This is a genomic window from Mariniplasma anaerobium (assembly GCF_016865445.1).
Taxonomy (GTDB): Bacteria; Bacillota_I; Bacilli_A; order Acholeplasmatales; family Acholeplasmataceae; genus Mariniplasma; species Mariniplasma anaerobium.
Genome location: NZ_AP024412.1, coordinates 291934 through 317357, shown reverse-complemented (window position 1 = coordinate 317357; position 25424 = coordinate 291934). Strand labels below are relative to the sequence as shown.

General features: G+C 32.4%; 24 protein-coding genes and 1 other annotated feature. All 24 genes read right to left on the bottom strand.

Going from position 1 to position 25424, the window contains the following annotated elements; genetic code table 11:
• Nucleotides 1-16 precede the first annotated feature (16 nt).
• On the bottom strand, nt 17-487 hold the full coding sequence (rpsG, locus tag MPAN_RS01630; RefSeq protein WP_176239668.1) for a 30S ribosomal protein S7: 471 nt from the start codon (nt 485-487) through the stop codon (nt 17-19).
• A 42-nt stretch (nt 488-529) separates the two neighbouring features.
• Complete coding sequence (gene rpsL / locus MPAN_RS01625; protein WP_176239669.1) at nt 530-943, bottom strand: 30S ribosomal protein S12; 414 nt, start codon at nt 941-943, stop codon at nt 530-532.
• 275 nt (nt 944-1218) lie between these two features.
• The gene (locus MPAN_RS01620; RefSeq protein WP_176239670.1) at nt 1219-1848 is read right to left on the bottom strand and encodes a formate/nitrite transporter family protein; all 630 of its coding nucleotides are present in this window, start codon (nt 1846-1848) and stop codon (nt 1219-1221) included.
• Nucleotides 1849-1851: 3 nt separating this feature from the next.
• Nucleotides 1852-2658 (bottom strand): SDR family oxidoreductase, encoded by an 807-nt coding sequence (locus tag MPAN_RS01615; RefSeq protein ID WP_176239671.1) that lies wholly within the window; start codon nt 2656-2658, stop codon nt 1852-1854.
• Complete coding sequence (locus MPAN_RS01610; protein WP_176239672.1) at nt 2651-3838, bottom strand: aminotransferase class I/II-fold pyridoxal phosphate-dependent enzyme; 1188 nt, start codon at nt 3836-3838, stop codon at nt 2651-2653. Before MPAN_RS01610 ends, MPAN_RS01615 begins: the two co-directional genes overlap by 8 nt.
• 220 nt (nt 3839-4058) lie before the next feature.
• On the bottom strand, nt 4059-4967 hold the full coding sequence (locus MPAN_RS01605; protein WP_176239673.1) for a pseudouridine-5'-phosphate glycosidase: 909 nt from the start codon (nt 4965-4967) through the stop codon (nt 4059-4061).
• On the bottom strand, nt 4967-5851 hold the full coding sequence (locus MPAN_RS01600) for a carbohydrate kinase family protein (protein ID WP_176239674.1): 885 nt from the start codon (nt 5849-5851) through the stop codon (nt 4967-4969). The genes MPAN_RS01605 and MPAN_RS01600 overlap by 1 nt, the downstream gene beginning before the upstream one ends.
• A gap of 115 nt (nt 5852-5966) precedes the next feature.
• The gene (rpoC, locus tag MPAN_RS01595; protein ID WP_176239675.1) at nt 5967-10145 is read right to left on the bottom strand and encodes a DNA-directed RNA polymerase subunit beta'; all 4179 of its coding nucleotides are present in this window, start codon (nt 10143-10145) and stop codon (nt 5967-5969) included.
• Nucleotides 10145-14071, bottom strand: coding sequence for a DNA-directed RNA polymerase subunit beta (gene rpoB, locus MPAN_RS01590; RefSeq protein ID WP_176239676.1), 3927 nt, complete (start codon nt 14069-14071; stop codon nt 10145-10147). The genes rpoC and rpoB overlap by 1 nt, the downstream gene beginning before the upstream one ends.
• Before the next feature lie 115 nt (nt 14072-14186).
• Nucleotides 14187-14783, bottom strand: a complete 597-nt coding sequence (locus MPAN_RS01585) for a class I SAM-dependent methyltransferase (protein WP_176239677.1) — start codon at nt 14781-14783, stop codon at nt 14187-14189.
• Between the two features lie 68 nt (nt 14784-14851).
• The gene (gene rplL / locus MPAN_RS01580; protein WP_176239678.1) at nt 14852-15220 is read right to left on the bottom strand and encodes a 50S ribosomal protein L7/L12; all 369 of its coding nucleotides are present in this window, start codon (nt 15218-15220) and stop codon (nt 14852-14854) included.
• A 17-nt stretch (nt 15221-15237) separates the two neighbouring features.
• A complete protein-coding gene (gene rplJ / locus MPAN_RS01575) occupies nt 15238-15738 on the bottom strand; it encodes a 50S ribosomal protein L10 (RefSeq protein ID WP_176239679.1) in 501 nt (166 codons plus the stop codon).
• Nucleotides 15739-15748: 10 nt separating this feature from the next.
• Nucleotides 15749-15870 (bottom strand) — a sequence feature (ribosomal protein L10 leader region).
• Nucleotides 15870-16562, bottom strand: a complete 693-nt coding sequence (gene rplA, locus MPAN_RS01570) for a 50S ribosomal protein L1 (RefSeq protein ID WP_176239680.1) — start codon at nt 16560-16562, stop codon at nt 15870-15872. It overlaps the preceding feature by 1 nt.
• 71 nt (nt 16563-16633) lie before the next feature.
• Nucleotides 16634-17059: a 50S ribosomal protein L11 gene (rplK, locus tag MPAN_RS01565; protein ID WP_176239681.1), complete on the bottom strand. Its 426-nt coding sequence runs from the start codon at nt 17057-17059 to the stop codon at nt 16634-16636.
• Between the two features lie 124 nt (nt 17060-17183).
• Nucleotides 17184-17540 carry a YccF domain-containing protein gene (locus MPAN_RS01560; protein ID WP_176239682.1) on the bottom strand — a complete coding sequence of 119 codons (357 nt, stop codon included), beginning with the start codon at nt 17538-17540 and terminating at the stop codon, nt 17184-17186.
• 73 nt (nt 17541-17613) lie between these two features.
• A complete protein-coding gene (locus tag MPAN_RS01555; RefSeq protein ID WP_176239683.1) occupies nt 17614-18315 on the bottom strand; it encodes a DsbA family oxidoreductase in 702 nt (233 codons plus the stop codon).
• Nucleotides 18316-18474: 159 nt separating this feature from the next.
• Entirely contained in the window at nt 18475-19017 is a 543-nt protein-coding gene (gene nusG, locus MPAN_RS01550) for a transcription termination/antitermination protein NusG (protein ID WP_176239684.1), read from the bottom strand.
• Nucleotides 19014-19433: a preprotein translocase subunit SecE gene (locus MPAN_RS01545; RefSeq protein WP_176239685.1), complete on the bottom strand. Its 420-nt coding sequence runs from the start codon at nt 19431-19433 to the stop codon at nt 19014-19016. Before MPAN_RS01545 ends, nusG begins: the two co-directional genes overlap by 4 nt.
• A gap of 9 nt (nt 19434-19442) precedes the next feature.
• On the bottom strand, nt 19443-19592 hold the full coding sequence (rpmG, locus tag MPAN_RS01540; protein ID WP_106699573.1) for a 50S ribosomal protein L33: 150 nt from the start codon (nt 19590-19592) through the stop codon (nt 19443-19445).
• Nucleotides 19593-19670: 78 nt separating this feature from the next.
• Complete coding sequence (locus tag MPAN_RS01535; protein ID WP_176239686.1) at nt 19671-20186, bottom strand: sigma-70 family RNA polymerase sigma factor; 516 nt, start codon at nt 20184-20186, stop codon at nt 19671-19673.
• Nucleotide 20187: 1 nt separating this feature from the next.
• Nucleotides 20188-20880, bottom strand: coding sequence for a 23S rRNA (guanosine(2251)-2'-O)-methyltransferase RlmB (gene rlmB / locus MPAN_RS01530; protein ID WP_176239687.1), 693 nt, complete (start codon nt 20878-20880; stop codon nt 20188-20190).
• Nucleotides 20881-20976: 96 nt separating this feature from the next.
• Nucleotides 20977-23640, bottom strand: a complete 2664-nt coding sequence (locus tag MPAN_RS01525; protein ID WP_176239688.1) for an HAD-IC family P-type ATPase — start codon at nt 23638-23640, stop codon at nt 20977-20979.
• Nucleotides 23624-24010, bottom strand: a complete 387-nt coding sequence (locus tag MPAN_RS01520) for a Mini-ribonuclease 3 (RefSeq protein WP_176239689.1) — start codon at nt 24008-24010, stop codon at nt 23624-23626. The genes MPAN_RS01525 and MPAN_RS01520 overlap by 17 nt, the downstream gene beginning before the upstream one ends.
• Nucleotides 24011-25324, bottom strand: coding sequence for a cysteine--tRNA ligase (cysS, locus tag MPAN_RS01515; RefSeq protein WP_176239690.1), 1314 nt, complete (start codon nt 25322-25324; stop codon nt 24011-24013).
• Between the last annotated feature and the right edge of the window lie 100 nt (nt 25325-25424).

The following is a 25424-nucleotide window of genomic DNA, read 5'->3' as shown; positions in this document are numbered from 1 at the left end:
TTTTAAATCTCCTTTATTACCAGCGATAGTGAGCAAATGCTTTATTTGCTTCAGCCATGCGGTGTACATCTTCACGTTTCTTCACAGCAGCACCTAATCCTTGTGATGCGTCCATGATTTCTTTCGCTAATCTTTCTTCCATTGTCTTTTCATTACGCAATCTTGCATAATTAATTAACCATCTTAATCCTAATGTTGTTTTTCTTGAAGCTCTTACTTCTACTGGTACTTGATAGTTTTGCCCACCAATACGGCGTGAGCGAACTTCTAATACTGGTATAATATTATTTAATGCTTCATTAAATACTTCTATTGGTTCGCGTCCTGTTACTGCTTTGACGCGGTTAAACGCTCCGTATAATATACTTTGAGCTGTACCTTTTTTACCATCGACCATAATTGTATTTACAATACGTGTTACTAATTTCGATTGATAAATTGGATCTGGTAAAACATCGCGTTTTACTATATGTCCTTTACGTGGCATGTAGTTCACCTACTTCCTTTCTTTTGATTGTTCTTTTTATTTTTATTTTTTAGGTCGTTTTGCTCCGTACTTAGAGCGGGCTTGCATACGGTTTGCTACACCTGAAGTATCAAGTGTTCCGCGGATAATGTGATAACGTACACCAGGTAGGTCTTTAACACGACCACCACGGATAAGTACCACACTATGCTCTTGTAAAGAGTGTCCAATTCCTGGAATGTAAGCTGTAACTTCTGTTTGGTTACTTAAACGAACACGTGCATATTTACGTAAAGCCGAGTTAGGTTTTTTAGGTGTCATTGTTGTAACACGAGTACATACCCCACGTTTTTGTGGTGATGTATAATCACTTTCACTCTTTTGTAGACTGTTATATCCATAACCAAGAGCTGGTGATTTTGATTTGTACTTTTTAGTAGATCTTCCTTTTTTTACAAGTTGTTGTATTGTAGGCATTTGGTTGTTCTCCTTTCCTCAACACATATCCATGTGTTTCTTTTTTTGTTTAAAAAATATATTTGGCTTTATAAGGCCAAATTAATTAGTCATACAGTGTGTAAATAACACAGCGTTTTAATTATATAATATAATGTAGTTATTGTCAACATTTTTAATGCTTTTTTTGCTGTTTTACGCATATTTTTACATATATTTACAATCATATGTATTTATTGATTTTATATATACAAAATAAAAAAGACCAAGGGTTTTCTTGGTCTTATAATTTTTATTTATTTTAATGCTTTTTTTACTTGTTCTTGTAACAGATTTAAAGCAACTGCTCCAATCAAATTTCCAATGATAACAATACCTATAAATAGTAATGATTCAAACGTAAAAGTTTTTGATAATACTAAGTATGACATATCTGCAATACTATGTTCAAATCCTGCGACAATAAAGATTACTACTGCAAAGATCACTACAAAAACTGATGCGATTTGATTTTTAATTTTATCATAACTATCTACTGCTAAATACATCATGAACCCACAAAATATCGCAAGCACTAATGTTTCTAACCAAGATTGAGCAAGCTTACCTGCAAAGATGTATTGAGCATTTAACAGTGCATTATTCTTACCTGATAATAAAAACAATGCTGAAATTAAAGAAATACCTACTGTGTTACCTAATAAAGTTAATCCTATTAATTTTAAATTTCCTTTTTTATAAGGAAGTAAATATCCAACTTTACCTGTAAATAAGTAATATCCTCTACTAACAATTAAGAGAAGTGCAAAACTAAATAATACTCCGCCTATAATTTTATTTGATGAGCTTACATATAATATGCCACCAATACCGACTAATATTCCGGAAAATAGAGCTAGCATAAGTGTTTGATAAGTATGTTTCATACTCTATCCTTTCTTAAATCCATAAATTGATCCGACAAGATTATTAACTAATCTTGCAGGTAGTAATTTTTGAAGGAATATAAATACTTTATATTTAACACCTATGGTTTTATATATAGGCATTCTTTTTCTTTTAACTAATTTATATATTACTTTAGCTGCATATTCAGCATCCATACCGTTATGTTCATCTTTTTCCATAACTTGAATAGATTTATCAACACGCTTTTGATAAAGTTCACTTTCGTTTTCATTTTTTCTTCTGTTTTTAGTAAACCCAGTTTTAATATCTCCAGGCATGACACTACAGACTTGAATATGAAGTGGACTTAATTCAATTCTTAAACTTTCAGAAAAAGCATTAATTGCAGCTTTTGAGCTGCTATAAAAGCCTTGAAAAGGTATAGCTAATCTTCCAGCTACACTACTAATATTTATTATTTTTGATTTATTTGATTGTCTCAAAAATGGAAGCATCGCTTTAGTAGAGTGAAAAACGCCCATAAAGTTAACATCCATCATGTATTTAGCATCTTCTAGTGAAGTTTGTTCAATACTTCCAGAGATACCCATACCAGCATTATTAATTAAACAATCAATATGCCCTTCAACATCAAATATATCTTGATATGCTTGTTTTAATTGTTCGTAATCAGTTACATCTGCTTGTATACTTTTGACGCATTTATCATGAACTTTTGATCTAGATATACCATAAACGATATAGTTTTTCATGCTTAAAAATTTTGCGACTTCAAAACCAATACCGCTTGAAGTTCCTGTAATGACTACTACTTTTGAATTATTCATTTAAATCTTCCAATCCTTTTAATACTTCTACTATTTTATCAATAGCTTCATCCATTTGTTCTTTTGTATGTGTTGCTGTATAGCTTGTTCTGATTAAACATTCTCCCACTGTAGTAGCTGGTGGAACAACAGGGTTCACATAAACACCATGTTCAAATAATTGGTTACATGCAACCATAGTTCTTAAAGGCATGTATGTATATATTGGGATAATTGGTGTTTCTGATGGTCTTAATTCTAATCCTCTTTTTTTAAGTCCAGCACGCATATAATTTGCGATATCTCTTAGGGCTTGTACTCTTTCAGGTTCTCTTTTTAAAATTCTTAATGCTTGAAGAGCAGCTGCTGCATTAGATGCAGGAATCGCTGCAGAGAAGATATATGGTCTTGAATTATGTCTTATATAGTCAACAACATCATGACTAGCAGCAACATAACCACCTAGGCTTGCTAGTGATTTTGAAAATGTACCCATAATGATATCTACTTCATCTTCTAGACCAAAATGTTCAGCAGTACCTCTACCATGTTTACCCATGACACCTAAACCATGAGCATCATCAACCATAACTCTTGCTTCATATTTTTTAGCAAGTCTTACAATTTCAGGAAGATCACAAATATCTCCACTCATTGAAAATACACCATCCGTTAAGATGAGTTTTCCTTTGTTTGGATCTGCTTTACTAAGTTTTAATTCTAAGTCTTCCATATCACTATGATTAAATCTTACAACTTCAGCATAAGATAATCTTGTACCATCATAGATACTTGCATGATTTTCTTTATCAGAAAAAATAATATCATTTCTACCTGCAATAGCTGAGATAATACCTAAATTTGATTGAAATCCTGTTGAGAAAATAGTTGCATCTTCTTTATGAAGAAATTCCGACAACTCTTTTTCAAATTGTATATGTAAATCGAGTGTTCCATTTAAAAATCTTGATCCTGAAACGCCAGTTCCATATTCATTAGTAGCATCAACTGCTGCTTTTATGACTTCTGGATGAGATGCTAGTCCTAGATAGTTATTAGAACCAATCATAATCATCTTTTTGCCTTCCATTTCAACGATTGTATCTTGTTTTGAGTTTAGTACATGAAAATAAGGATAGTAACCATCCCTTTTAGCATTTTTAACTGCATCATAACTAAAACACTTCTTAAATAAATCCATAATTTTTTCCTCACTTTAAAAACTGCATATGTCTATTATAATATAAGACATTGTTTTTCACTCAATTAATGACACATTTTAAAATGTGCATTTGAATGAACATATACTATTGTAGTAGATTAAGGCCAAAAGGTCAAGTCTAATTAATCCTTTGATTTATCTTAAGATATAAATTTAGTTAAAAAAACGGTATATATATAATATATACCGTAAGATTATTTTAATTATTGTATGACTTAGCTATTTGTGCTGCAAGTCTTGCGTTATTATAAACTAACTCAAGATTAGCTTCTAGGCTAACACCTTTTGTTAATTCTTTAACCTTAGCTAGCAAGAATGGTGTTACATCTTTACCTTTAATACCTTCTAATTTAGCCTCTTGTAATGCTTTTGTTATAACTTCATTCATCATCTTAGCATCTTGGCTAAAAGCCTTAGGAATTGGATTAGCAATCACCATACCGCCTTTAATACCTAAAGACCATTTCGCTTTCATTAGATCTGCAATTTCTTTTGGAGTATCTAATTTAATTTCCAAATCAAATCCACTTTCTCTAGAGTAAAATGCTGGTAGCTCTTTAGTTTGATATCCTATTAATTCAACACCTTTTGTTTCTAGGTATTCTAAAGTTAATCCTAAATCTAGAATTGACTTAGCTCCTGCACATATAACTGCTACATCAAGTTCTGCTAATTCTTCTAAATCTCTTGAAATATCAAATGATAATTCTGCGCCACGATGCACGCCACCGATACCACCAGTAGCAAATACTTTTATACCTGCCATGTTAGCAACTAACATGGTTCCTGATACTGTAGTTGCACCTGTTTTCTTTTGAGAAACACAATATCCAAAATCTCTTTTGCTTACTTTTAAGACATCTTTCTTTTGCGCTAAATATTTAATTTCATCTTCTGTAAGCCCCACTTTAATCACACCATCTATAATCGCAATTGTAGCAGGCATAGCACCTTCTGCTTTAATGATTTGCTCAACTTTTAATGCCATTGCGACATTTTCAGGATAAGGCATACCATGTGATATAATTGTTGATTCTAAAGCAACAACTGGCTTTTTTTCATCTAAAGCTTTTTGAATATCTGGGTGTATTTCTATATATTTGTTCATTAATTTATCTCCTTGATTTTCTCTGTACTCATTTCTTGAGAAACAGCTTTTTCATCTTGTAATGTAATACGTGCAGCTTTTGTACCATAAATAAGTGGATCTAGATCATTTAATTTTGCATAAATAACACCAGCAAAATATGCATCTCCAGCACCTGCAACATTTTTAATCTCAACTTTTTTAGCTTTCATTTCTCTAAACTCATCATTTGAGACGTAAAAAGAACCTTCACGTCCTTTAGTAATATATACTTCTTTAACACCTTTAGAAATAAAATATTTTCCTAACATCTTATCATCTAGTTGATTATCAGCTTTCGCTAAATAATTTGCTTCTAGCAAATTCATCTTAAGCGTATGGATATAAGGATATATAGATTTAATCTTATCAGCTTTTTGACAAGAAATCGCATCAATATAAATATCTTTATCTTTATAAGTTTTAGCAATATAATCAAGTGTATCTTGATGAAGATTTGTATCTAATACAATGATATCAATTCGATTGAATATATTACTTCTCTTTTTAACATCTTCAATGCTTAAAGTTTCTATTTGATCCATGAGTGCTATTGACACTACATGTTCATTTTCTTCATTTAATATAGATAAATATGAAGGTGTTTGTTCAACAGTGGTAGCTGATAATTTTAGCTTAGCTTCTTGAGCTGAAGTCATAATCCATCTTCTGCCTTCATCTTTGCCTAAAACAGTAAAAAGTGTGGTATCAACATCCAATCTAGCTAAATTTTCAGCTATATTTCTTGCTACACCACCTAATGATCTTTTTAAATATCCTGGATTTGAATCTCCTAAGATTAATTTTTCTTTAGGATATGCGAATATATCTATGACTGATCCGCCTATTACTAGTACTTTTTTCATTTCATCACCTGTATCTATTTTACCATTTTTACCCCTATAATTTAAGTGTATTTACATATTATGTAGGTATATCGAAAAAAAGACACACTGGCTAAGCCAAGTGTGTCTATATTTATTAGAATTGATAATCGTCTTCCTCTTCATCAAATGAAGTATTCGAGCGATCGTATTCAAATGATTTATCTCTTAGGATACCTGTACCAGCAGGAATTAATCCACCAATGATAACATTTTCTTTTAAGCCATGTAGTTCATCTGTTTTACCTCTAATCGCTGCATCCGTTAAAATTCTAGTTGTTTCTTGGAATGATGCTGCTGATAAGAATGAATCAGATCTCAATGAAGCTCTTGTAATACCTAATAAGATTGGACGACCTACTGCAGGACGCTTGAATGCTGCAAAAGCTTTTCTATTTTCACGTTTAAATGATGAAACTGATACTTCAGTACCTGGTAATAATTCAGTATCTCCTTCAGTTACAACGCTAATTCTTCTAAGCATTTGTCTAATGATTAATTCAATATGCTTATCACTAATCTCAACACCTTGAGCACGATAAACTTTTTGAACTTCTTCTAAGATATACATCTCAGCAGCTTCAGTAGATACAATACGCAATAATTCTTTAGGATTAATTGAACCTAATGTTAATCTTTGCCCAGCCTTAACTGTTGCGCTCTTACGAACTAGAGATTCTACATTTGGATCAATTGTATATTTATATTCTTTATTTTCTACATCAGTAATCGTAATGATAGTTGTACCACCACGTTGACGATCAACAGATTTAACTTTTCCATCAACTTCACATAATACTGCTTTACCTTTTGGATTTCTCGCTTCAAATAACTCTTGAATACGAGGTAGACCTTGGGTAATATCTGATGCTGAGGCAACACCACCGGTATGGAAGGTTCTCATGGTTAACTGAGTCCCTGGTTCACCAATAGATTGAGCTGCAACAACCCCAACAGCTTCTCCAACTTCAACTCTTGTGTTAGTTGCTAGGTTTCTACCATAACATTTAGCACAAACGCCGTTATCAGAATTACATGTCAGATTTGATCTAATTTCTACTTGTGTAAGTCCAGCTTGAATAATGATTGTACCAATTTCTTCTGTAATCAATTCATTTCTCTTAACTAGTACTTCTTTAGTTTTTGGATTTAAAACATCTTTAGACGCAAAACGTCCAACGATTCTATCATATAATGGCACGATTTCTTTTGTGTCATCCATAACAGATTTCATCACAACGCCACGTTCAGTACCGCAATCTTCATCAACAACGATAACATCTTGTGAAACGTCAACTAAACGACGTGTTAAGTATCCTGATTCAGCTGTCTTTAACGCTGTATCGGTAGACCCTTTTCTAGCCCCATGGGTAGAAATAAAGAATTCAGATACAGTCAAGCCTTCTCTAAATGATGCTTGTACTGGAACTTCAATAGTTTCACCCTTAGGGTTATTCATCAGTCCACGCATACCCGCTAATTGCGAGAAGTTGGATGCATTACCACGGGCACCAGAGTCACTCATCATATAAATGTTATTGTCGCTATCAAATTCAGCCATTAGGCCAACTTGAATTTCATCACGTGCATCTTGCCATTGTTTAATAACAAGGTCACGACGTTCACGGTCAGTTAACATACCATCTTCATACCAACCATTAATTTGTTCAATGGCTTTGTTGGTTTGATCGATACGTTCACCCTTCTTAGAGTAAACATTAATATCTGCAAACGATACTGTAATACCTGCAACTGTAGAATATTTGAATCCTAAATCCTTAAGTCTATCTAGCATCTTAGATGTTTCTGATATTTGTAGTTGCTTAAAGACTTGAGCAATAATTTGTGATAAGAATTTTTTCTTAAAAGGACCAGGAATTGGTGCTGTTAATAAGAAATCTTTAGGATTTAATCCTTTAGCCATAAAGTATTTGTCAGGTGTCTTTTGTTCTAAGTTTACTAATGTTGGTTCATTTAAATATGGGAATGTAGGAGGCAATATTCTATTGAATATCAATTTTCCTAATGTTGTTAATAAGTATTTATTTAATTGATCTGCATCAAATTTTTGATTGATTGATCTTGGATCAATCATAATTCTTGTATGCAATCCAATTTCATCATGTTGATATGCAAGATAAGCTTCATCAAAATCAAAGAAGAAATGTCCTTCGTTACGGTGTTTTTGATGATGTTCCGCTAAGCGAATATCAGCACGATAACCTTTAAATTCACGTTCATATCTTTCTTCAATAGTTAAATAATAATTTCCTAGAACCATATCTTGAGATGGCGTAACAACTGGTTTTCCATCCTTAGGGTTTAAGATATTATTTGATGCAAGCATCAATAATCTTGCTTCTGCTTGAGCTTCATTAGATAGTGGTACATGGACAGCCATTTGGTCACCGTCAAAGTCAGCGTTAAACGCAACTGTAACAAGTGGATGTAGGCGAATTGCTTTACCATCAATCAATTTAGGTTCAAATGCTTGGATACCAAGTCTATGTAGTGTTGGTGCACGGTTTAGAAGTACTGGATGTTCTTTAACAACCTTTTCTAAAGCTGCCCATACATCATCATCCATTCTATCGTATTTCGAGTTTGCATTTTTCTTAGAGTTTTGATCATCGCCTTGCATTCTTTGCAATTCTCTTAATACAAATGGTTTGAATAATGTTATAGCCATTTCTCTTGGAATACCACATTGATACATTTCTAAATCTGGTCCAACAATAATAACTGAACGACCTGAGTAGTCAACACGTTTACCAAGTAAGTTTTGTCTAAATCGACCTTGCTTACCACGAAGCATATCAGATAATGATTTTAAATGTCTGTTTCTTTCAACTGCCGCTTTTTTACCACGTTTAGCATTATCAAATAATGCATCAACAGCTTCTTGTAACATACGTTTTTCATTTTTTGTAATTAATCTAGGTGCCATTTGTTCTTTTTGTTTTTTAAGACGGTTATTTCTATTTAGAATACGACGATACAAATCGTTAAGGTCTGTTGTCGCGAAACGTCCACCATCAAGTGCAACCATTGGTCTTAAATCTGGTGGGATTACTGGAATAACATCCATAACCATCCATTCAGGTTTATTATCAGAGTTGTTAAATGCTTCAACAACTTCTAAACGTTTAATGATGCGTTCACGTTTTTGTTTAGAAGCAGTTTTTAATTTTCTTCTTAATGATTTAACTTCTTTTTCTAAATTTAATTCTTGTAATAATTTTTTAACAGCTTCAGCACCAGTCAATGCTTGGAACTTTGAACCATATTGTTCAGTTAACATTGAAAAGTCTTGTTCTGATAAGATTTGTTTTTTAGTTAAAGGTGCACTGCCTGGATCTGTTACGATATAAGATGCATGATAGACAACTTCTTCTAGAGATTTTGCTTTAATTCCTAAAAGGATAGCTAATCTTGAAGGTGAATTTTTTAAGTACCAAGTATGAACTACTGGTGCTTCTAATTCAATATGTCCCATACGTTCTCTACGTACTTTAGATTCTGTGATTTCAATACCACATTTTTGGCAGATTTGGCCTTTGTTACCGCTTTGTTTTTTACCACAAGCACATTGATAGTCTCTTGTAGGTCCAAAGATTCTTTCGCAGAACAAGCCGCCCTCTTCAGGTTTAGATGTTCTATAGTTAATAGTTTCATGTGTTTTAACTTCACCATAAGACCATTGTCTAATTTCATCAGGTGATGCGATACGTATTTTTAAATGTGAAAATGTACGTGAACCATATCCTTTACGAACAGGTTTGATTTGACGGCCAATTCTTTCTGACATATCAACATCTAGTGCACTTTCTACTTCTGCTTCAACAACTTCTGCATCAACCACATGTTTGTCATCTGTAACTGTTTCTGTGTGTGCATGTTCTTTTAAAGCATCAATACCATATAATTCTAATGTTGTATTTATTTCTTGTCGTAAAATCAAATCTTCTTCAAATAAATGATAAAGTGCATGACGATCAAATTCAAGAAATTCTTTTAAATCATGAACGCCAGCATTTCTTAAAATGCTCACAGTTTCATTACTTAAGTTAAGATTATCTAATGGTCTAGGTAGAGAGTATTTACGTAAAATTGATTTTGTTTCTTCATAACTTTCACCAAGAAGCATTGATAATTCTTTTAATGTAAATGTATTAAAATCTTCTAATTGATCAATACCTGCAAGTTTTAAAGCAGTGAGAGCATCTTGCGACAGTTTTAAAGATTCAACGTGTAACGTTAGTTTTTCTTTTGCCATTAGCGATACCCTCCTTTACTAAAGGTCGTTTTTGTATGATCAACAAGTGATTTAGTTGCTTCATTTTCTCCAGTTTCAGCATCAATAAGTTCAACATATAATCCTAGGGATTGTAATTCTCTTGTTAAAACTCTAAATGATTCTGGAATAGAAGCTTGTGGAATAGGTTTATCATGTGTAATTGAACTGTAGACTTTATTTCTACCGATCATATCATCTGACTTAACTGTCAACATTTCTTGTAATGTATGTGCAGCACCATAAGCATATAGTGCCCAAACTTCCATTTCACCGAAACGTTGTCCACCATTTTGTGCTTTACCACCCATTGGTTGTTGTGTAACTAATGTATAAGGTCCAACTGATCTTGCATGAAGTTTATCATCAACCATGTGAGATAGTTTAATCATGTACATCACACCAACAGAAACTCTATTGTGGAATGCTTCACCAGTACGTCCATCATATAATGTTACTTTTCCATCTTCACCAAATTGTGCAAGCATTTTTAGGTCAAGATCATAGTTATATTTTTCCATTTCAGTCATTTGATCAATTGGTTTATTTGGTTTGATTGAATCTAGTGTTTTATCTCTTGATTCTTTCATGATTGACTTCAAGTCATCATCATTTAAACCATCAAATACTGGAGTTGCGATTTTAATACCTAAATTCTTAGCCGCAATTCCTAAATGGATTTCTAAAATTTGTCCAATATTCATACGTGAAGGAACCCCTAGTGGGTTAAGCATGATGTCAACTGGAGTACCATCTGCCATATGTGGCATATCTTCTCTTGGTAATATTCTAGAGATAACCCCTTTATTACCATGACGACCAGCCATTTTATCTCCTTCAGAGATCTTACGTTTTTTAGCTACATATACTGTAATAGATTCATTAACTCCACTTGGAAGTGCATCTCCATTTTTCTTAGAAAAATATTGGATGGATTGAACAATACCACCACCACCATGTGGAACTCTTAGAGATGAATCTCTATATTCTCTTGATTTTTCACCGATAACTGCATGAATTAATTTTTCTGATGGACTTGGTTCAAACACACCTTTAGGTGTAATTTTACCAACTAAAATGTCGCCTTCTTTAACTTCACTACCCGCAATAACAATACCACGTTCATCTAAGTTTTTAAGTGCGTCATAACCAGCATTTGGAACTTCTCTCGTGATTTCTTCACGACCATTTCCAGTTTTTAATTCTCTTGTTTCGATTTCATATTCATCAATGTGAATTGATGTATAAACATCATCTTTAACTAGTTCTTCAGATAGAATAATTGCATCTTCATAGTTGTAACCTTCCCATGTCATAAACGCAACTGTAACATTTCTACCAAGAGCAAGTTCGCCTTTATCTGTTGAAGGTCCATCTGCAAGGACATCTCCAGCATTAACGAATTCTTTTTCTTTAACAATTGGTCTTTGAAGTACGTTTGTATCTTGGTTTGATCTAAAGAAATTAATTAAATTAAATGTTTTGCTATTTCCCATGCCATAATCTTTTAAAGTTTTAGCAATTTGATATGTAAATTCAAGTGTTGGATCAAATAATACATTGTTACCAACCATAACTTTGTCATCTGGTTTTTGTGTAACAATGATTTTAGTACCATCTGCATACGTAACAAACCCTGAAACATCAGATACGACTACAGAGCCTGAATCTTTTGCTGCACGATATTCAATACCTGTACCTACAATTGGAGAATCTGATTTTAGTAAAGGTACAGCTTGACGTTGCATATTAGCGCCCATTAATGCTCTAGATGCATCATCATGTTCCAAGAATGGAATTGTAGATGTCGCAACAGAAACAATTTGCTTAGGACTAACGTCCATATACGTAACTTCATCAAGTTCAAACATCGAAGTTTCACCACGATGACGACCAATGATTTTTTCTTCAATAATTACACCTTTTACATCAAGGTGTGTTGCAGCTGAAGCAATCACTTCATGATATTCTTCATCAGCTGTTAAATAATGGATATCTTCTGTTACCACTGGTTGACCGCTAGAACGATCTACCTTTAAGTAAGGTGTTTGAATAAATCCATATTTATCAACCTTACCATAAGTTGCAAGTGAAGAAATCAAACCAATTGAAGGTCCTTCAGGAGTTTCAATTGGACAAATTCTACCGTAGTGAGAGTTATGTACGTCACGTACTTCAACTCCAGCACGATCTCTTGCTAGACCACCTGTACCAAGTGCAGAAACTCTTCTTTTTTGAGTTAATTCAGCAAGTGGATTAATTTGATCCATGAATTGTGATAATTGTGAACTACCAAAGAATGTCTTGATAGCACCAGCAAGTGGAGTCATATTAATAATATTAGAAGGTGTAGCATCTGCAAATGTTGTTGTAGACATCTTATCTTTAATATTCTTTTCTGCTCTAGCTAATCCGATTCTAAATTGATTCTTTAACAATTCTCCAATAAGTCTTAAACGACGATTACCTAAGTGGTCAATGTCATCAGTACTTCCTAGGCCATCATATAAATTTAAATAATAGCTCATAGACGCAACAACATCAGATAGTGTAATATGTTCTCTATCTTCTCTTTGATCGTTACCGATAACCTTAACTGGATAAATACGTTCAGTTTCTTTATCTTTAACAGTGACTTCAATCATTTCCACGATAACGCCACTACGTTCTAATTCTTTTTCATAAATATCTTTGACGCCAAAGAAATATTTAATAACTTTTTCATCTAAAGATTGACGGTTTCTTCTTAAAATTGCGAATACATCATCATTGATTTCAGTATTTTTAGCAACTAAGACTTCACCAGTTCTTAAGTTAATGATATTTTCTTTAGTATATAGTTCATCTCCACCATCTGGAAGGCGAACTGCTAAAATTTCATTAGGTGTTTCATTTTGAAGAGATTCTTCTTTAGAAATAACTTCACTGCGAAGCACGTGACGGTTTTCTCTTAAGATGCTAATAATATCCTCAGTAATTTTTGTTTCTTTTGCAACTAAAACTTCGCCAGTTTCTGGGTTAATAACATCTGTTGCTGTATATGTACCTAAGATACGTTGTAGTACGTCTAATTTTTTATTAAATTTATAACGTCCTACTGCAGCTAAGTCATAACGACGACGTTCAAATAAACGCATACGAACAAATTCTCTTGCAGCATCTGCAGGAACTTTTTCGCCTTGTCTTAGTTTAGAGTATAAATCAATGATGGCTTCATCACTGTTTTTTGTTTCATCTTTATCAAAAGTTGCATCCATAAAAGTAGATTTTCCGAATAATTCATAAATTTCTTTTTTAGTCGAAAAACCTAATGCACGCATCATTGTAGTCATTGGAACTTTCTTTGAACGATCCAGTTTAGCATACATGATGTTTTTTGATCCTAATTCATATTCAATCCAAGCACCTCTTGTAGGAATAACTTGTGCTGAATACTTAGTTTGATTTACTTTTTTGTCTAGCTCACTTGTAAAATATGCACCAGAAGAACGTATGATTTGTGATACGACTACACGTTCAGCTCCGTTAATGACAAAAGTCCCCGATGGTGTCATAAAAGGGATTTCACACATAAGAACTACGTTTTCACGAACTTCTCCAGTTATTGCATTTTCTAGTTTCACACGAGCAGAGAGTTGTTTCGCATAATTGACATCTCTAACTTTTGATTCTTGTACACCATATTTAGGTTCACTTAGATAGTGTTCCTCAAAATATAGTTTTAAATCGCCATTATGTCCTTCAATGGGCGAAATATCTTCTAACAGTTCTTTAATACCCTCATCAATAAACCATTTAAAAGACTTGGTTTGTATCTCTATGAGGTCTGGCAAATCAATGTCATAGCGCATTTTAGAATAATTTCTGCGCTTAGCTTTTTCACCATATTTGACGTCGCGATATTCCATATTCCACACTCCTATCGTATTTGGAAATTACGTATTTTAATTGCTTTTTCTAACAAAAAAACAACATTATGCATTTAAATATATTATCATATATATTGTAAATAGTCAATCGATATTAGGCTTTTTTAGACAAAAGAATCCAATATCCTTTTTCTTTCGCAACAATCACACAATTAGAGAATAAATCCACTAATTTTTTATATGTCGATGCTGCCCCTTGTTTCTTCTGTATAACACAATAGAAACTTCCTCCTTGATTGAGATGCAAATAGCTTTGTTCATACAAATCGTACACAACATCTTTGCCTGCTCTAATCGGTGGGTTTGTGATAATCAAATCAGCATTTACTACGACATGCTCAAATAAATAACTTTTTTCGATAGTCGTATTAGTTACTTGATTTATCTCGCTATTTTTTTTTGCAAGATCTATAGCTCTTGAATTTACATCATACATGTAAATATGAGCATTAGGATTCATCTTTGCTAGATAAATACCTATAGGTCCATATCCACATCCCATATCAATTGCTGTTTTGATATTTGGTTTTACTTTGATGCGTTTTAGTAGCTGTCTTGTTCCAAAATCTAAATTTTCCTTACTAAAGACACCTCGGTCTGTAAAGAACTCAAAGCGGATATCATTAATAAAAATTTCTTTTTTTCTAATGTCATGATTCAAGTTTTCATCATTCTCAAAATAGTGACTCATGGTTCCCCCTTTGACGGCGAAAAAACCCGAGATCGTATCTCAGGTTAAATCTTCAATTGAATTAATAATTATTTAACTTCAACAGTTGCGCCTGCTTCTTGTAATCTATCTTTTAAAGCGTCAGCGTCTTCTTTCTTAATCTTTTCTTTAATTACTGCATCTGCTGTTTCTGTTAATTTCTTAGCATCTGCTAATCCAAGACCAGTTACTTCACGTACGATCTTAATTACTGCAATTTTAGTTGAACCGAATGTCTTAAGAATTACATCAAATTCAGTTTGTTCTTCTTCAGCTGCTGCTGCCGCTGCTGGAGCTGCTGCTACCGCTGTTGGGTCGATACCGAATTCTTCTTTTAAACCATCTACTAATTCCTTAATTTCTAATAATGTCATTTCTTTTAAAGCTTCAATGAAAGCTGCTTTTGTTAATTTAGCCATTTTATATTTCCTCCTAATTATTGTTGTGGTTGTTCTTCACTACTAATCATATTAAGTCCTACTGCTAATTCTTTCAGTGGAGTTAATAAACCTACTGCTAACATTGTTAACATCGTTTCTCTCGATGGCAATGTAGCTAATTCATTTAACATGTCAAGGTCTGCTAATTTACCTTCTACGATACCTGCAGCGATTTTTACGACTTTTGACTCTTTTGCAAAATCATAAATAATCTTAGCAGGGGCAACAACATCATCATAACTGATTGCTAGAGCTTTAGCGCCTACAAAAGTATCCGCTAATTCTTCAAATCCAGCAGCAATCGATGCTCTTTTGGTGATATTGTTCTTGTAAACAGTAACTTCACAGTTTGCTTCTCTTAACTGACTACGTAACTTTGTGAATTGTTCAACTGTTAAGCCAGGATAATCGAAAGCTACAACTGTTGTTGCACGGCTAAGTTTTTCACTTAGTTCACGTACTGCTTCTGCTTTACGTTCAATATTTGCTTTTTGCATGAAATGCCTCCTTTGTAAAATAAAATCTCTCTTATGCCAAAGACAAAAGAGAGAGAAAGTGAATTTCTATCACCTCGGTAGGAAATTAAGTCTTGTGACACCTACTGTCTTTGGTATAATTTAATTATTTGTTAAGCTTTAAGTGAATCTTGTGATACTTTGATACCAGGAGCCATAGATGAAGTAATTGTAATATTCTTCATATATACACCTTTAACGGTAGCTGGTTTTAATCTTGCTAACACATTGTAAAGTGTTTTGAAATTTTCAACCAATTTTGCATCATCAAATGATATACGGCCAACTGGTGCATGAATATTTCCTACTTTATCAACACGATATTCGATTTTACCATTTTTAATTTCATGAACGGCTTTTGTTACGTCCATTGTTACAGTTCCTGTTTTAGGATTTGGCATTAAGCCTTTTGGTCCTAAAATACGACCAAGTTTACCTAATTGAGCCATCATATCTGGGGTTGCTACCATGACATCAAAGTCAAACCAGCCTCCAGCGATTTTTTGGATTAATTCAGTATCTCCAACAAAATCTGCACCAGCTGCTTCAGCTTCTTTAGCTTTTTCACCTTGTGCGATAACTACAACAGTGGAAACTTTACCTGTACCATGTGGTAAAACGATTGCGCCTCTTAAGTTTTGTTCTGCTTTTCTTGGATCAAGATTCAAGCGGAATGCTGCTTCAACAGTAGCATCGAACTTAACAAATGAGGTTTTTTTGACTAATGCAACAGCTTCGTCAATTGCATACTTATTTTCTTTATCAATAAGTTTAGCTGCATCTTGGTATTTCTTTCCTCTTTTCATATTCTTCCTCCTAAAATGTGGTCTAGCGGGATATCCTCCCACAATTTAGATAGCTAATCATCTAAATTTTCTTACTTTTCTACTACGATACCCATATTGCGTGCAGTACCTTCAATGATTTTCATTGCTGCTTCTACAGAGTACGCATTTAAGTCAGGCATCTTTCTTTCTGCAATTTCTTTAATTTGTGCTTTTGTTACTGTTGCAACTTTATCTTTCAGAGAGTTACCTGATCCAGATTTAATATTTGCAGCTTTCTTTAACAAGTCACTTGCAGGTGGCGTTTTTGTTACAAATGTGAACGTACGGTCATCATATACCGAGATCACAACTGGAACAACAAAGCCCATTTGATCTTTGGTTGCTTCGTTAAATTGAGAACAAAATGCTGGAATGTTAACTTGCGCTTGACCAAGTGCTGGACCGACCGGTGGAGCTGGGTTAGCTTTTCCTGCTTGAATTTGTAATTTAACTATTTTTACAACTTTTTTTGCCATGAGACACAACCTCCTTCTTTACATAAGTATGTGGTATGAATTTAATCTTCCACTATGGTGTGTTTTCACACGCGATATAATTATATCATAAGATAAGCAAAAGTCAACCAAAACCGGCTTTAATCTATCTTATTTTTGAACCGAACGGAAATAGAGCTAGTTTTGTCAACTTAGCCCATTGAATTGCAAAAGGTATACCTATAATTGTAACTGCAAAAAATAGCGCGATACCAAGGTATCCAATCGCCATTTCCCAACCAAAAAAGATTACCCATATAAGATTAGCTATTGGGTGTTTATCAAAGTTTAATCTAACATCTTTTCCAAAAGGAGTAAGTACTAATTCTGCAAATTTAAAACATTGTGATGCTAGCGGCAATCCAATGATAGTAATAGCCAAAAGAACACCTAAAATGACCCATAAAATTGAAGCTATGAATCCCCCAAAAACAAACCAAATAATATTTCCCAATAGTCTCATGAATAGCCCTCTTTCTTTTCCTTGATTATATCACGAGCCAAAACATTAAGAAACTAATATGAAAAATATCTAATTAAAATTCACAACCTTCATCATTACAAGATTGGCTATCATCTTGATCTTTTAATGTTTGAACAGCGTGATCTTCTTGCCAAATTTGTTCTAAAACTTGAGTAAAGTATTCTGTTTGTTGTGCTCCTGATACACCATATTTTCTATTGATTACAAAAAACGGAACACCTTGTACACCAACTTTTCTAGCTTCTTCAATTTGTGCTGTTACTTCATCTTTAAATTGAGTCGATGATAATACTTCATTTACTTGATTTTGATCTAAACCAACTTCTGTTGCAAGTTCAACTAATGTATCTATATCAGATAGATTTTTTCCATCAGTAAAATATGCTTTCATTAATCTAGTTGTTAGTTTTTCTTCTAAGTTTTTTGTACTTGCAAATTTAGCTAAACGATGCGCATCGAAAGTATTTGTCATTTGAATGATATCGTAGTTATAAGTAAGACCTACTGTTTTTGCATTTTGTTCAAACATTTTAAATCTGTCTTTTGCTTCTTTTACTGTCATGTTATGACCTTTAGCAAAAGCTTCATATGCGCTACCTTCCATTGTTTTAGGTGCGTATGGATTAAGTTGGTATGCTTTATAAACCACTTCAACTTCACCTTTGTTTTTAAATTGTTTTAATGCTGTTTCAAATCTAGTTTTACCTATATAGCAAAACGGACAAGCAAAATCTGACCAAATTTCTATTTTCATTTTTAATTCCTCCAATATTTTTATATGATTCTTTATAGAATACACTAAATATATTTATAACATAATACTTCAATTTTTGCAATTATTTAAGTTTATTTATTGCAATAAAAAATAAAAAACTGCAATCCTTTAAGATTACAGTTGTTATTTTTATCGTTGTTAAGATAATTCTTTAACTTCATGTGCATCAAGTTCTGTTGGTGTAGCTCTACCAAATAAATCAATATTTACAACAACTTTTTCTTGATCGTTATCAATTGTAGAAACTTCGCCTTTTAAGCCAATATAAGCCCCTGCAATAATTTCAACTGTTTTACCTAATAAATGATCATATGTAGGTTTAGAAATAACTCCAATTTTTAATAAAATTTGATTGATTTCGTCAGCTGCAAGTGGAACTGGTTTAGTTCCTCCACCTGAAGATCCTAAGAACCCTGTAACTCTTGGTGTATTTCTTACAACAAACCAAGACTCATCAGTAACTTCCATTTCCACAAATACATAGCCAGGAAATAATTGTTTGACCTTCTCTTTTTCTTTACCGTCAGCTTTCTTTTCAATAACTGTTTCTTCAGGAACAATAACTCTAAATATAAAGTCACCCATTCCCATACTTTCGACACGTCGTTCTAAGTCAAGTTTGACAGCATTTTCATACCCTGAATAGGTTTGAATAATGTACCATCTTACCTTTTGACTCATAGAATTCCACCTAACAGTCTAATGATAAGCATATTATATAAGAAGATAACTCCTGTTAATATGAATAAGAAAATTAGAACTCTAACTGCATTATCTAAAAATTTAGGCCATTTTGCCCAAGAGATTTTTCTAAGTTCTGGAATTGCTGGTAAAAAGAATGGATAAATAACTAAGATAAGCCCAAAAATTGAGATTACAAATAAAACCCAAGCAAAGATTAGCCCGTTGTTTCCTTCACCTAATATTGGAAAATCTGGTCTAATTTGTAGTAATGTATTACCACTAATAATCATTAGGGCTAAAGCTGCTGAAATCGTAGCTAGGATTCCTAATAATAAATTCTCCCATTTATATTCTGTTGTTAGAACCTCAAGTAATTTACTTTTTTGTTCTTCATTTTTTTGTTTGATTGCCATATAAGCCTCCTATTTACTTTCCTTATGTAGTGTATGCTTATTACATCTTGGACAAAACTTCTTAATTTCAATTCGCTCTTTTTGTGTCTGTTTATTTTTTGTCGATGTGTAATTTCTACTCAGACATTCTGAGCACACTAATATTATTTTTTCACGCATTAAAAAACCACTCCTTGTGGTCATTTATAGCAAGTGTATTTTAACACTTATAAATGACTTAGTCAATACTATTCATCATTATATCATATTTTTATATTTTTCTTTGATACGAAAGATTGCATTATAGATTTTTTTAGGCTCACATGCCAATTTATCTGATATTTTTTGAACTGCTTGTTTTTCTATAAAATAATATTGATAGATACTTTTTTCAAATAATGAGCAAGAATCAATCAAATCTATATCATCTGTTTTTTCTTCGTAACCAAAACAAGACATGAAATTTGAATCTTCATATAACATATATTTTGGCAGCTTATATATCAAATGATAAAAATGTCTTCTTAATATAAGTTCAAAATATCTAGTAAATGTTTTGTTTTTTGATTCATCAAATGTTTCTACTGCTTTATATAAAGTTAAGATGCCTTCTTGAAAAAAATCATCTTGTTCTTTATACTCAATACGCATTAAATGGATATATTTCCAAATAAATTTTTTATACTTTAAAAAGAGGAAATCAAAAGCGATTGAATCTCTTTGTGTTCTTATTAAATACACAAGTTCATAATCGTTCATGATTTTATATATCATATTAGATCATCTTATACATCATTAACGCCGCTGCGACGCTAACATTTAATGAATTGATTTTTCCATACATTGGAATTTTAACCAACATATCACAATGCTTTTTAACTAAAGGTCTCATCCCTTCACCCTCGTTTCCTAAAACGACAGCTAAAGATTTTTCTAATGGCATCATTTCATAAGTGAGATCAGTATTCCCATCTGTTCCCACTACACACACATTATGTTCTTTTAGTTTTAAGATTGCTTGATTAATATTTGAAACTAGGATGACAGGCACATGTTCTATTGCTCCAGAAGAAACTTTTGCAACTGTTGCGTTTAATTGAACTTGTCCTTTTTTACTCATAATAATCCCTGTAAGCTTAGTAGCTTCTGCACTACGCAAGATAGCTCCTAAATTATGCGGATCTTCAATACCATCTAATATGATAAATCTTTGTAAAACATCATCTTTAACAATACTTTCTAATGTATAAGTTTCATAATCTTGAACATTTGAAACAATACCTTGATGATTAGCATTTGAGGTAAGTTCGTTTAATCTTTCTTTTGAAACTCTTTCAAATCTAATATCATTATCTTTTAGAAATGTTAAAAATTTATAATCACTAAATTTGTGATCAATGTACATATTAAAAAATGGTCTTTTGGCATAAACTGCTTCTCTAATTACGTTTTTTCCATAAACAATCATCTTGATCCCTCCAGGTTCATTATAAAAAGGATAGGTTTATAAATCTGATAATATTTTGATAAAATAAGATTCAAAAGGCGCTTATGCGCCTTTTTCTTATTGCATATCTGCTAATTTGTTTAAAGTTGTTTTAATAAATGTCTTAATCCATCCAAGCATATTTGTTAAAACATACATGAGTGGGAATGTTGCTTGAGCTAATACAATCAATAATAAGATTTGTGAAACAGTAAGTGGTTCAGCAATCATAATATCTTGTCTAAAGAATGGTGCAAAATCAAAGAACTGTGGTGTCATTAAAACAAGGAATAAGAAGATTGCAACCATTAGGATGAATAAAGTTCTTCTCATCTTATTAAATGGTGCTGAGACTCTAAATAATACTGTTAGAGAGGTTACTGTAGCTGATAGAACAATTAATGTGGATACAACAATTGAATCCATCGCTAGAACACCTTCAAATCCAAAGATAATTAAACTGTTTATCATAACAACTAATGCACCTGGCAGAGCTGCTTTAATAATGTTTTGTAAAAACTTACCTTTAACTTGTTTATTATTAGGTTCTAATGCTAAGAAAAATGATGGAATACCAATGACTAGATAATCAATTAAAACAAGTTGTGATGGACTGATTGGATAATATCCTGATCTGATAATCGCAACGATTGCTAGTAAGAATGAAAACATTGTCTTCGTTAAAAATAGTGTAGAAACTCTTTGCACATTATTAATAACTCTTCTACCTTCACTAACAACCTTAGGCATTGATGAGAAATTTGAATCTAGTAAAACTAAATGCGATACGTTTCTTGCTGCTTCACTACCAGAAGCCATCGCAATGGATGTGTCAGCCTCTTTTAAAGCTAAGATGTCATTGACACCATCACCAGTCATTGCGACTGTGCGTCCATTGTTTTTCAGTGATTCAATTAACAATTTCTTTTGATGTGGTGACACACGCCCAAAGACGGTGTATCTTGAAGCTGAACGAACAACTTCTTTATCTTGCATACCTTCTAAAGATATGAATTTATCTGCATTATCTATATTTGCTCTTTGTGAGATGCGTGACACTGTTTGAGGATTATCACCTGAAATAACTTTAACATCTACATTATGAGATTTAAAGTATTCAATAGTTTCAATCGCATCAGGTCTAATCGTATCTTCAATCATAATTAATGCAATTGGTTTTACTTTACCTTGAAGTTTATTATCGACAATTTCACCATCAGTATGTCCAACAACTAATACTCGATAACCTTCAAGAGATTGTTTGTCTACTTCAGATGCTATTTGACTAAAGCCTTCTCTAATCACAAATTCAGGTGCGCCTATCGCAAATGTTCCATATCTATCAAATTGAACTGCACTATATTTTCTTGAACTAGAAAATGGAATGATTTCTTTAAATCTATATCTTTTTGCAGTTCCAAATCTTTCTTTTAATGCTTCAGATGTAAGATTTGTGTCGTTTTGAGCATTTAACATTGCTGAAACTACATTTTTTAAGGTTACACCAGAATCATTTTTATATTCAATAATACTTTTAACTGTCATGGTACCATCTGTGATGGTTCCTGTTTTATCTAGACAAAGTGTATCAACTCTTGCAAGCATTTCAATACAATATAATTCTTGAACAAGTGTATTGTTTTGAGCAAGTCGAATAACACCAACAGCAAGAGCCATTGAAGTTAATAAGAATAATCCAGATGGAATCATCCCAATCATTGCACCTGCAGTTTTAATAACTATTTCTTGATACTCAGGTGTTCCTAATTGTTCAGCAAATGTAATACCTGCAGCCCATTCTACTTGTGACCACATTAAATAAAATAGTGTAGCAGCTAATGGTAAAATCAGTGCGCCAACTGTACGTATAATAATTTTTAGAGATCCTAGTAAATCAGAATTAGGTTTTTTATATTTTTTAGCTTGATTTGTTAATTTTTGGATATAGATATCCTTGCCTACTGCGGTAACTTGAGCATGACATGAGCCTGATATAATAAATGATCCTGAATAAAGTGTATCACCTTTACGTTTAATGATTGGATCAGATTCACCGGTTAATAAAGATTCATTAACTTCTACTATGCCTTCTCTGACAACTGCATCAGCTGGAATTTGTTTTCCTGAACTTAAAAATAAAATATCATCAATAACAACATCAAACACGCCAATTTCAACTTCATCAGAATCACGCTTGACAATAGCTGTAGGTGCCGATAAAAGTGATAGTTTATCAATTGTTTTTTTCGCTCTAATTTCTTGGATAATCCCAATGGTTATATTTGCTGTGATTACGCCCATGAATAAAATATTAGTAATGCTTGCTCCAACAGATATTAGCCAAGCAGCAATACCAAAGTTTAAGAAATTAAAAAATGTAAAAATATTAGACGTTACAATAGTCGTTACACTCTTTGAACTACCAGTATCACTGATATTCGCAAGTCCTGCCATTTGTCTAAGTTCAACTTCTTCTGTAGTTAACCCTAGATTTATTTCTGGATTGTAGCGTTCAACAACTATTTCATCTTTACTTTTAATTTTACGATCAACATTTAGACTTTCGCGTGGTTCATCATCAAGAGGTACATGAAGACCTAATGGATCGCCTTTCATTTTTATCAAATCTTCTTTGATAATCGTTTTAGGCCCTTTTTGTTTTTTTGGTCCATTGCCATCAATTAACTCTTTTAAGTCTTGAGATTGATTTTTATTTAATTTTTTATTAACTGTTTTTTCCATTCAAATCTCCACTTTCAATAAGTTTAATGGCTTTTATAATCAATTCATCACATCTATTTAAATTTTCTAGATACAATCCACCGATTAAAGATTCAAAACCTGTAGCTTGGTGGTATGTTTGTGCATTCGTGTTTTTTCTTCCAGGCCCACTTGCGTTACGCCCTCGTTTATAAAGTGATAATTCGTCTTCATTTAATTCATTAGTTTCAATAAATGACATCACAATTTTAGATTGCGAGTCTCCTTGAGTATATTTTATCGCTGTTTTATGTAATTGATTTACATTTGTGATTTTTTTATCGATGAGATATCTTCTAATATATAATTCGTAATATGCATCTCCGATATAAGCTAATGTTAGTCCGTTCAATTACATCCATCCTCTTTTGCTTAATTGATCTCTTAATTGATCTGCTAATTGGAAGTTTTTTTGATGTCTTGCTTCTTCCCATTGTCTATACATAATTAATGTTTCATCTTCAAGTGAATATAGTGGCATAATGCCTAGGATATCTAACATGGTTTTCACGCTTTGATATAATAATGCAATTCTTTGAATATCTTTCTCTTTATTAATTTGTTTTAAGACATCATAAACTAAAGTGATAACATTTGGTATGTTAAAATCTTGATTCATATAATCCTTAAACTCATTCATTATGTGTTCATCAACGTCTTTAATGTCTACATTCTCTAAAGAGAGCATTAAAAATGCTTTTTTTAGTGTTCTTTTTATTTTATCATATTCTTTAGAAAATTGTATCATCAAATCATGAGTGTAATTGATAGGTTGACGATAATGATGATTAATCATCAGTAATCTAAATGCATATGGTTCATATACTTCAAGCAAATCTTTTACTAAAGTAATATTTCCAATCGATTTACTCATTTTAACTTCATCAACATTAAGTCTTCCAACGTGCATCCAATACTTAGCTAAATGATGATGGTCATGAGCAACTGTTTGGGCTATTTCATTTTCATGATGAGGAAATTTAAGGTCACTACCTCCACCATGAATATCTATTTCAGTTTTAAATATTTCGTGATTCATGACAGCACATTCTGTGTGCCATCCTGGTCTACCTTTTCCCCAAGGACTGTCATAATTAAGTCCTTCTGTAGTATTTTTCCATAAACTAAAATCTCTTGGATTTTCTTTTTCTTGATCAAGATCAATTCTTACACCTTCATTTAATTCATCCATGTTTTGTTTGCTTAAAATGCCATAATCTTTAACAGATAGCACTCTAAAATAAACACCACTTGATGTTTGATATGCAGAACCTTGTTCAACTAATTCTTTAATGTAAGTAATCATAAACTCTACAAAATTCGTAGCTTTTGGAAGTTCATCTGGTAATACACTACCTAGAGATAATGTCATATCTATAAATCTTTTTGTATAATCGTCAGTTAATTCTTTTTCAGATATTTTTAAAGCTTTTGCTTTTTCAATAATCTTGTCATCAATATCAGTAATATTTGATACAAAATGTACATCATATCCTAGATAGGTTAAATATCTTTTCACGACATCAAAAAATATAACTGGTCTTGCATTTCCTAAATGTATATCTCCATAGACAGTAGGCCCACAAACATACATATTAACCTTGTTTTTAATGTGTGGCTCAAAGTTTTCTATGTTTTGAGATAGTGTGTTATAAATTTTTAGCATATTATATAGACCTCCTCTTTGTTTTATTATAATAAAAATGATAGAAAATAACAAGGAAACAACGTATATTTGCCAAATTTTATGATTTGGCTTTATAAAA

Coding starts and splice junctions, on each gene's coding strand:
- rplJ (WP_176239679.1), bottom strand. CDS start 15,738: ATGCAAAAAGCAAATATTGAACGTAAAGCAGAAGCAGTACGTGAACTA.
- rpsG (WP_176239668.1), bottom strand. CDS start 487: ATGCCACGTAAAGGACATATAGTAAAACGCGATGTTTTACCAGATCCA.
- MPAN_RS01615 (WP_176239671.1), bottom strand. CDS start 2,658: ATGAATAATTCAAAAGTAGTAGTCATTACAGGAACTTCAAGCGGTATT.
- rplA (WP_176239680.1), bottom strand. CDS start 16,562: ATGAAAAGAGGAAAGAAATACCAAGATGCAGCTAAACTTATTGATAAA.
- rpsL (WP_176239669.1), bottom strand. CDS start 943: ATGCCTACAATACAACAACTTGTAAAAAAAGGAAGATCTACTAAAAAG.
- MPAN_RS01525 (WP_176239688.1), bottom strand. CDS start 23,640: ATGGAAAAAACAGTTAATAAAAAATTAAATAAAAATCAATCTCAAGAC.
- rplK (WP_176239681.1), bottom strand. CDS start 17,059: ATGGCAAAAAAAGTTGTAAAAATAGTTAAATTACAAATTCAAGCAGGA.
- MPAN_RS01620 (WP_176239670.1), bottom strand. CDS start 1,848: ATGAAACATACTTATCAAACACTTATGCTAGCTCTATTTTCCGGAATA.
- MPAN_RS01605 (WP_176239673.1), bottom strand. CDS start 4,967: ATGAACAAATATATAGAAATACACCCAGATATTCAAAAAGCTTTAGAT.
- nusG (WP_176239684.1), bottom strand. CDS start 19,017: ATGAGTCAAAAGGTAAGATGGTACATTATTCAAACCTATTCAGGGTAT.
- rpoB (WP_176239676.1), bottom strand. CDS start 14,071: ATGGAATATCGCGACGTCAAATATGGTGAAAAAGCTAAGCGCAGAAAT.
- MPAN_RS01535 (WP_176239686.1), bottom strand. CDS start 20,186: ATGATATATAAAATCATGAACGATTATGAACTTGTGTATTTAATAAGA.
- MPAN_RS01600 (WP_176239674.1), bottom strand. CDS start 5,851: ATGAAAAAAGTACTAGTAATAGGCGGATCAGTCATAGATATATTCGCA.
- rlmB (WP_176239687.1), bottom strand. CDS start 20,880: ATGATTGTTTATGGAAAAAACGTAATTAGAGAAGCAGTTTATGCCAAA.
- rpoC (WP_176239675.1), bottom strand. CDS start 10,145: ATGGCAAAAGAAAAACTAACGTTACACGTTGAATCTTTAAAACTGTCG.
- rpmG (WP_106699573.1), bottom strand. CDS start 19,592: ATGCGTGAAAAAATAATATTAGTGTGCTCAGAATGTCTGAGTAGAAAT.
- MPAN_RS01585 (WP_176239677.1), bottom strand. CDS start 14,783: ATGAGTCACTATTTTGAGAATGATGAAAACTTGAATCATGACATTAGA.
- rplL (WP_176239678.1), bottom strand. CDS start 15,220: ATGGCTAAATTAACAAAAGCAGCTTTCATTGAAGCTTTAAAAGAAATG.
- cysS (WP_176239690.1), bottom strand. CDS start 25,324: ATGCTAAAAATTTATAACACACTATCTCAAAACATAGAAAACTTTGAG.
- MPAN_RS01610 (WP_176239672.1), bottom strand. CDS start 3,838: ATGGATTTATTTAAGAAGTGTTTTAGTTATGATGCAGTTAAAAATGCT.
- MPAN_RS01545 (WP_176239685.1), bottom strand. CDS start 19,433: ATGGCAATCAAACAAAAAAATGAAGAACAAAAAAGTAAATTACTTGAG.
- MPAN_RS01555 (WP_176239683.1), bottom strand. CDS start 18,315: ATGAAAATAGAAATTTGGTCAGATTTTGCTTGTCCGTTTTGCTATATA.
- MPAN_RS01560 (WP_176239682.1), bottom strand. CDS start 17,540: ATGAGACTATTGGGAAATATTATTTGGTTTGTTTTTGGGGGATTCATA.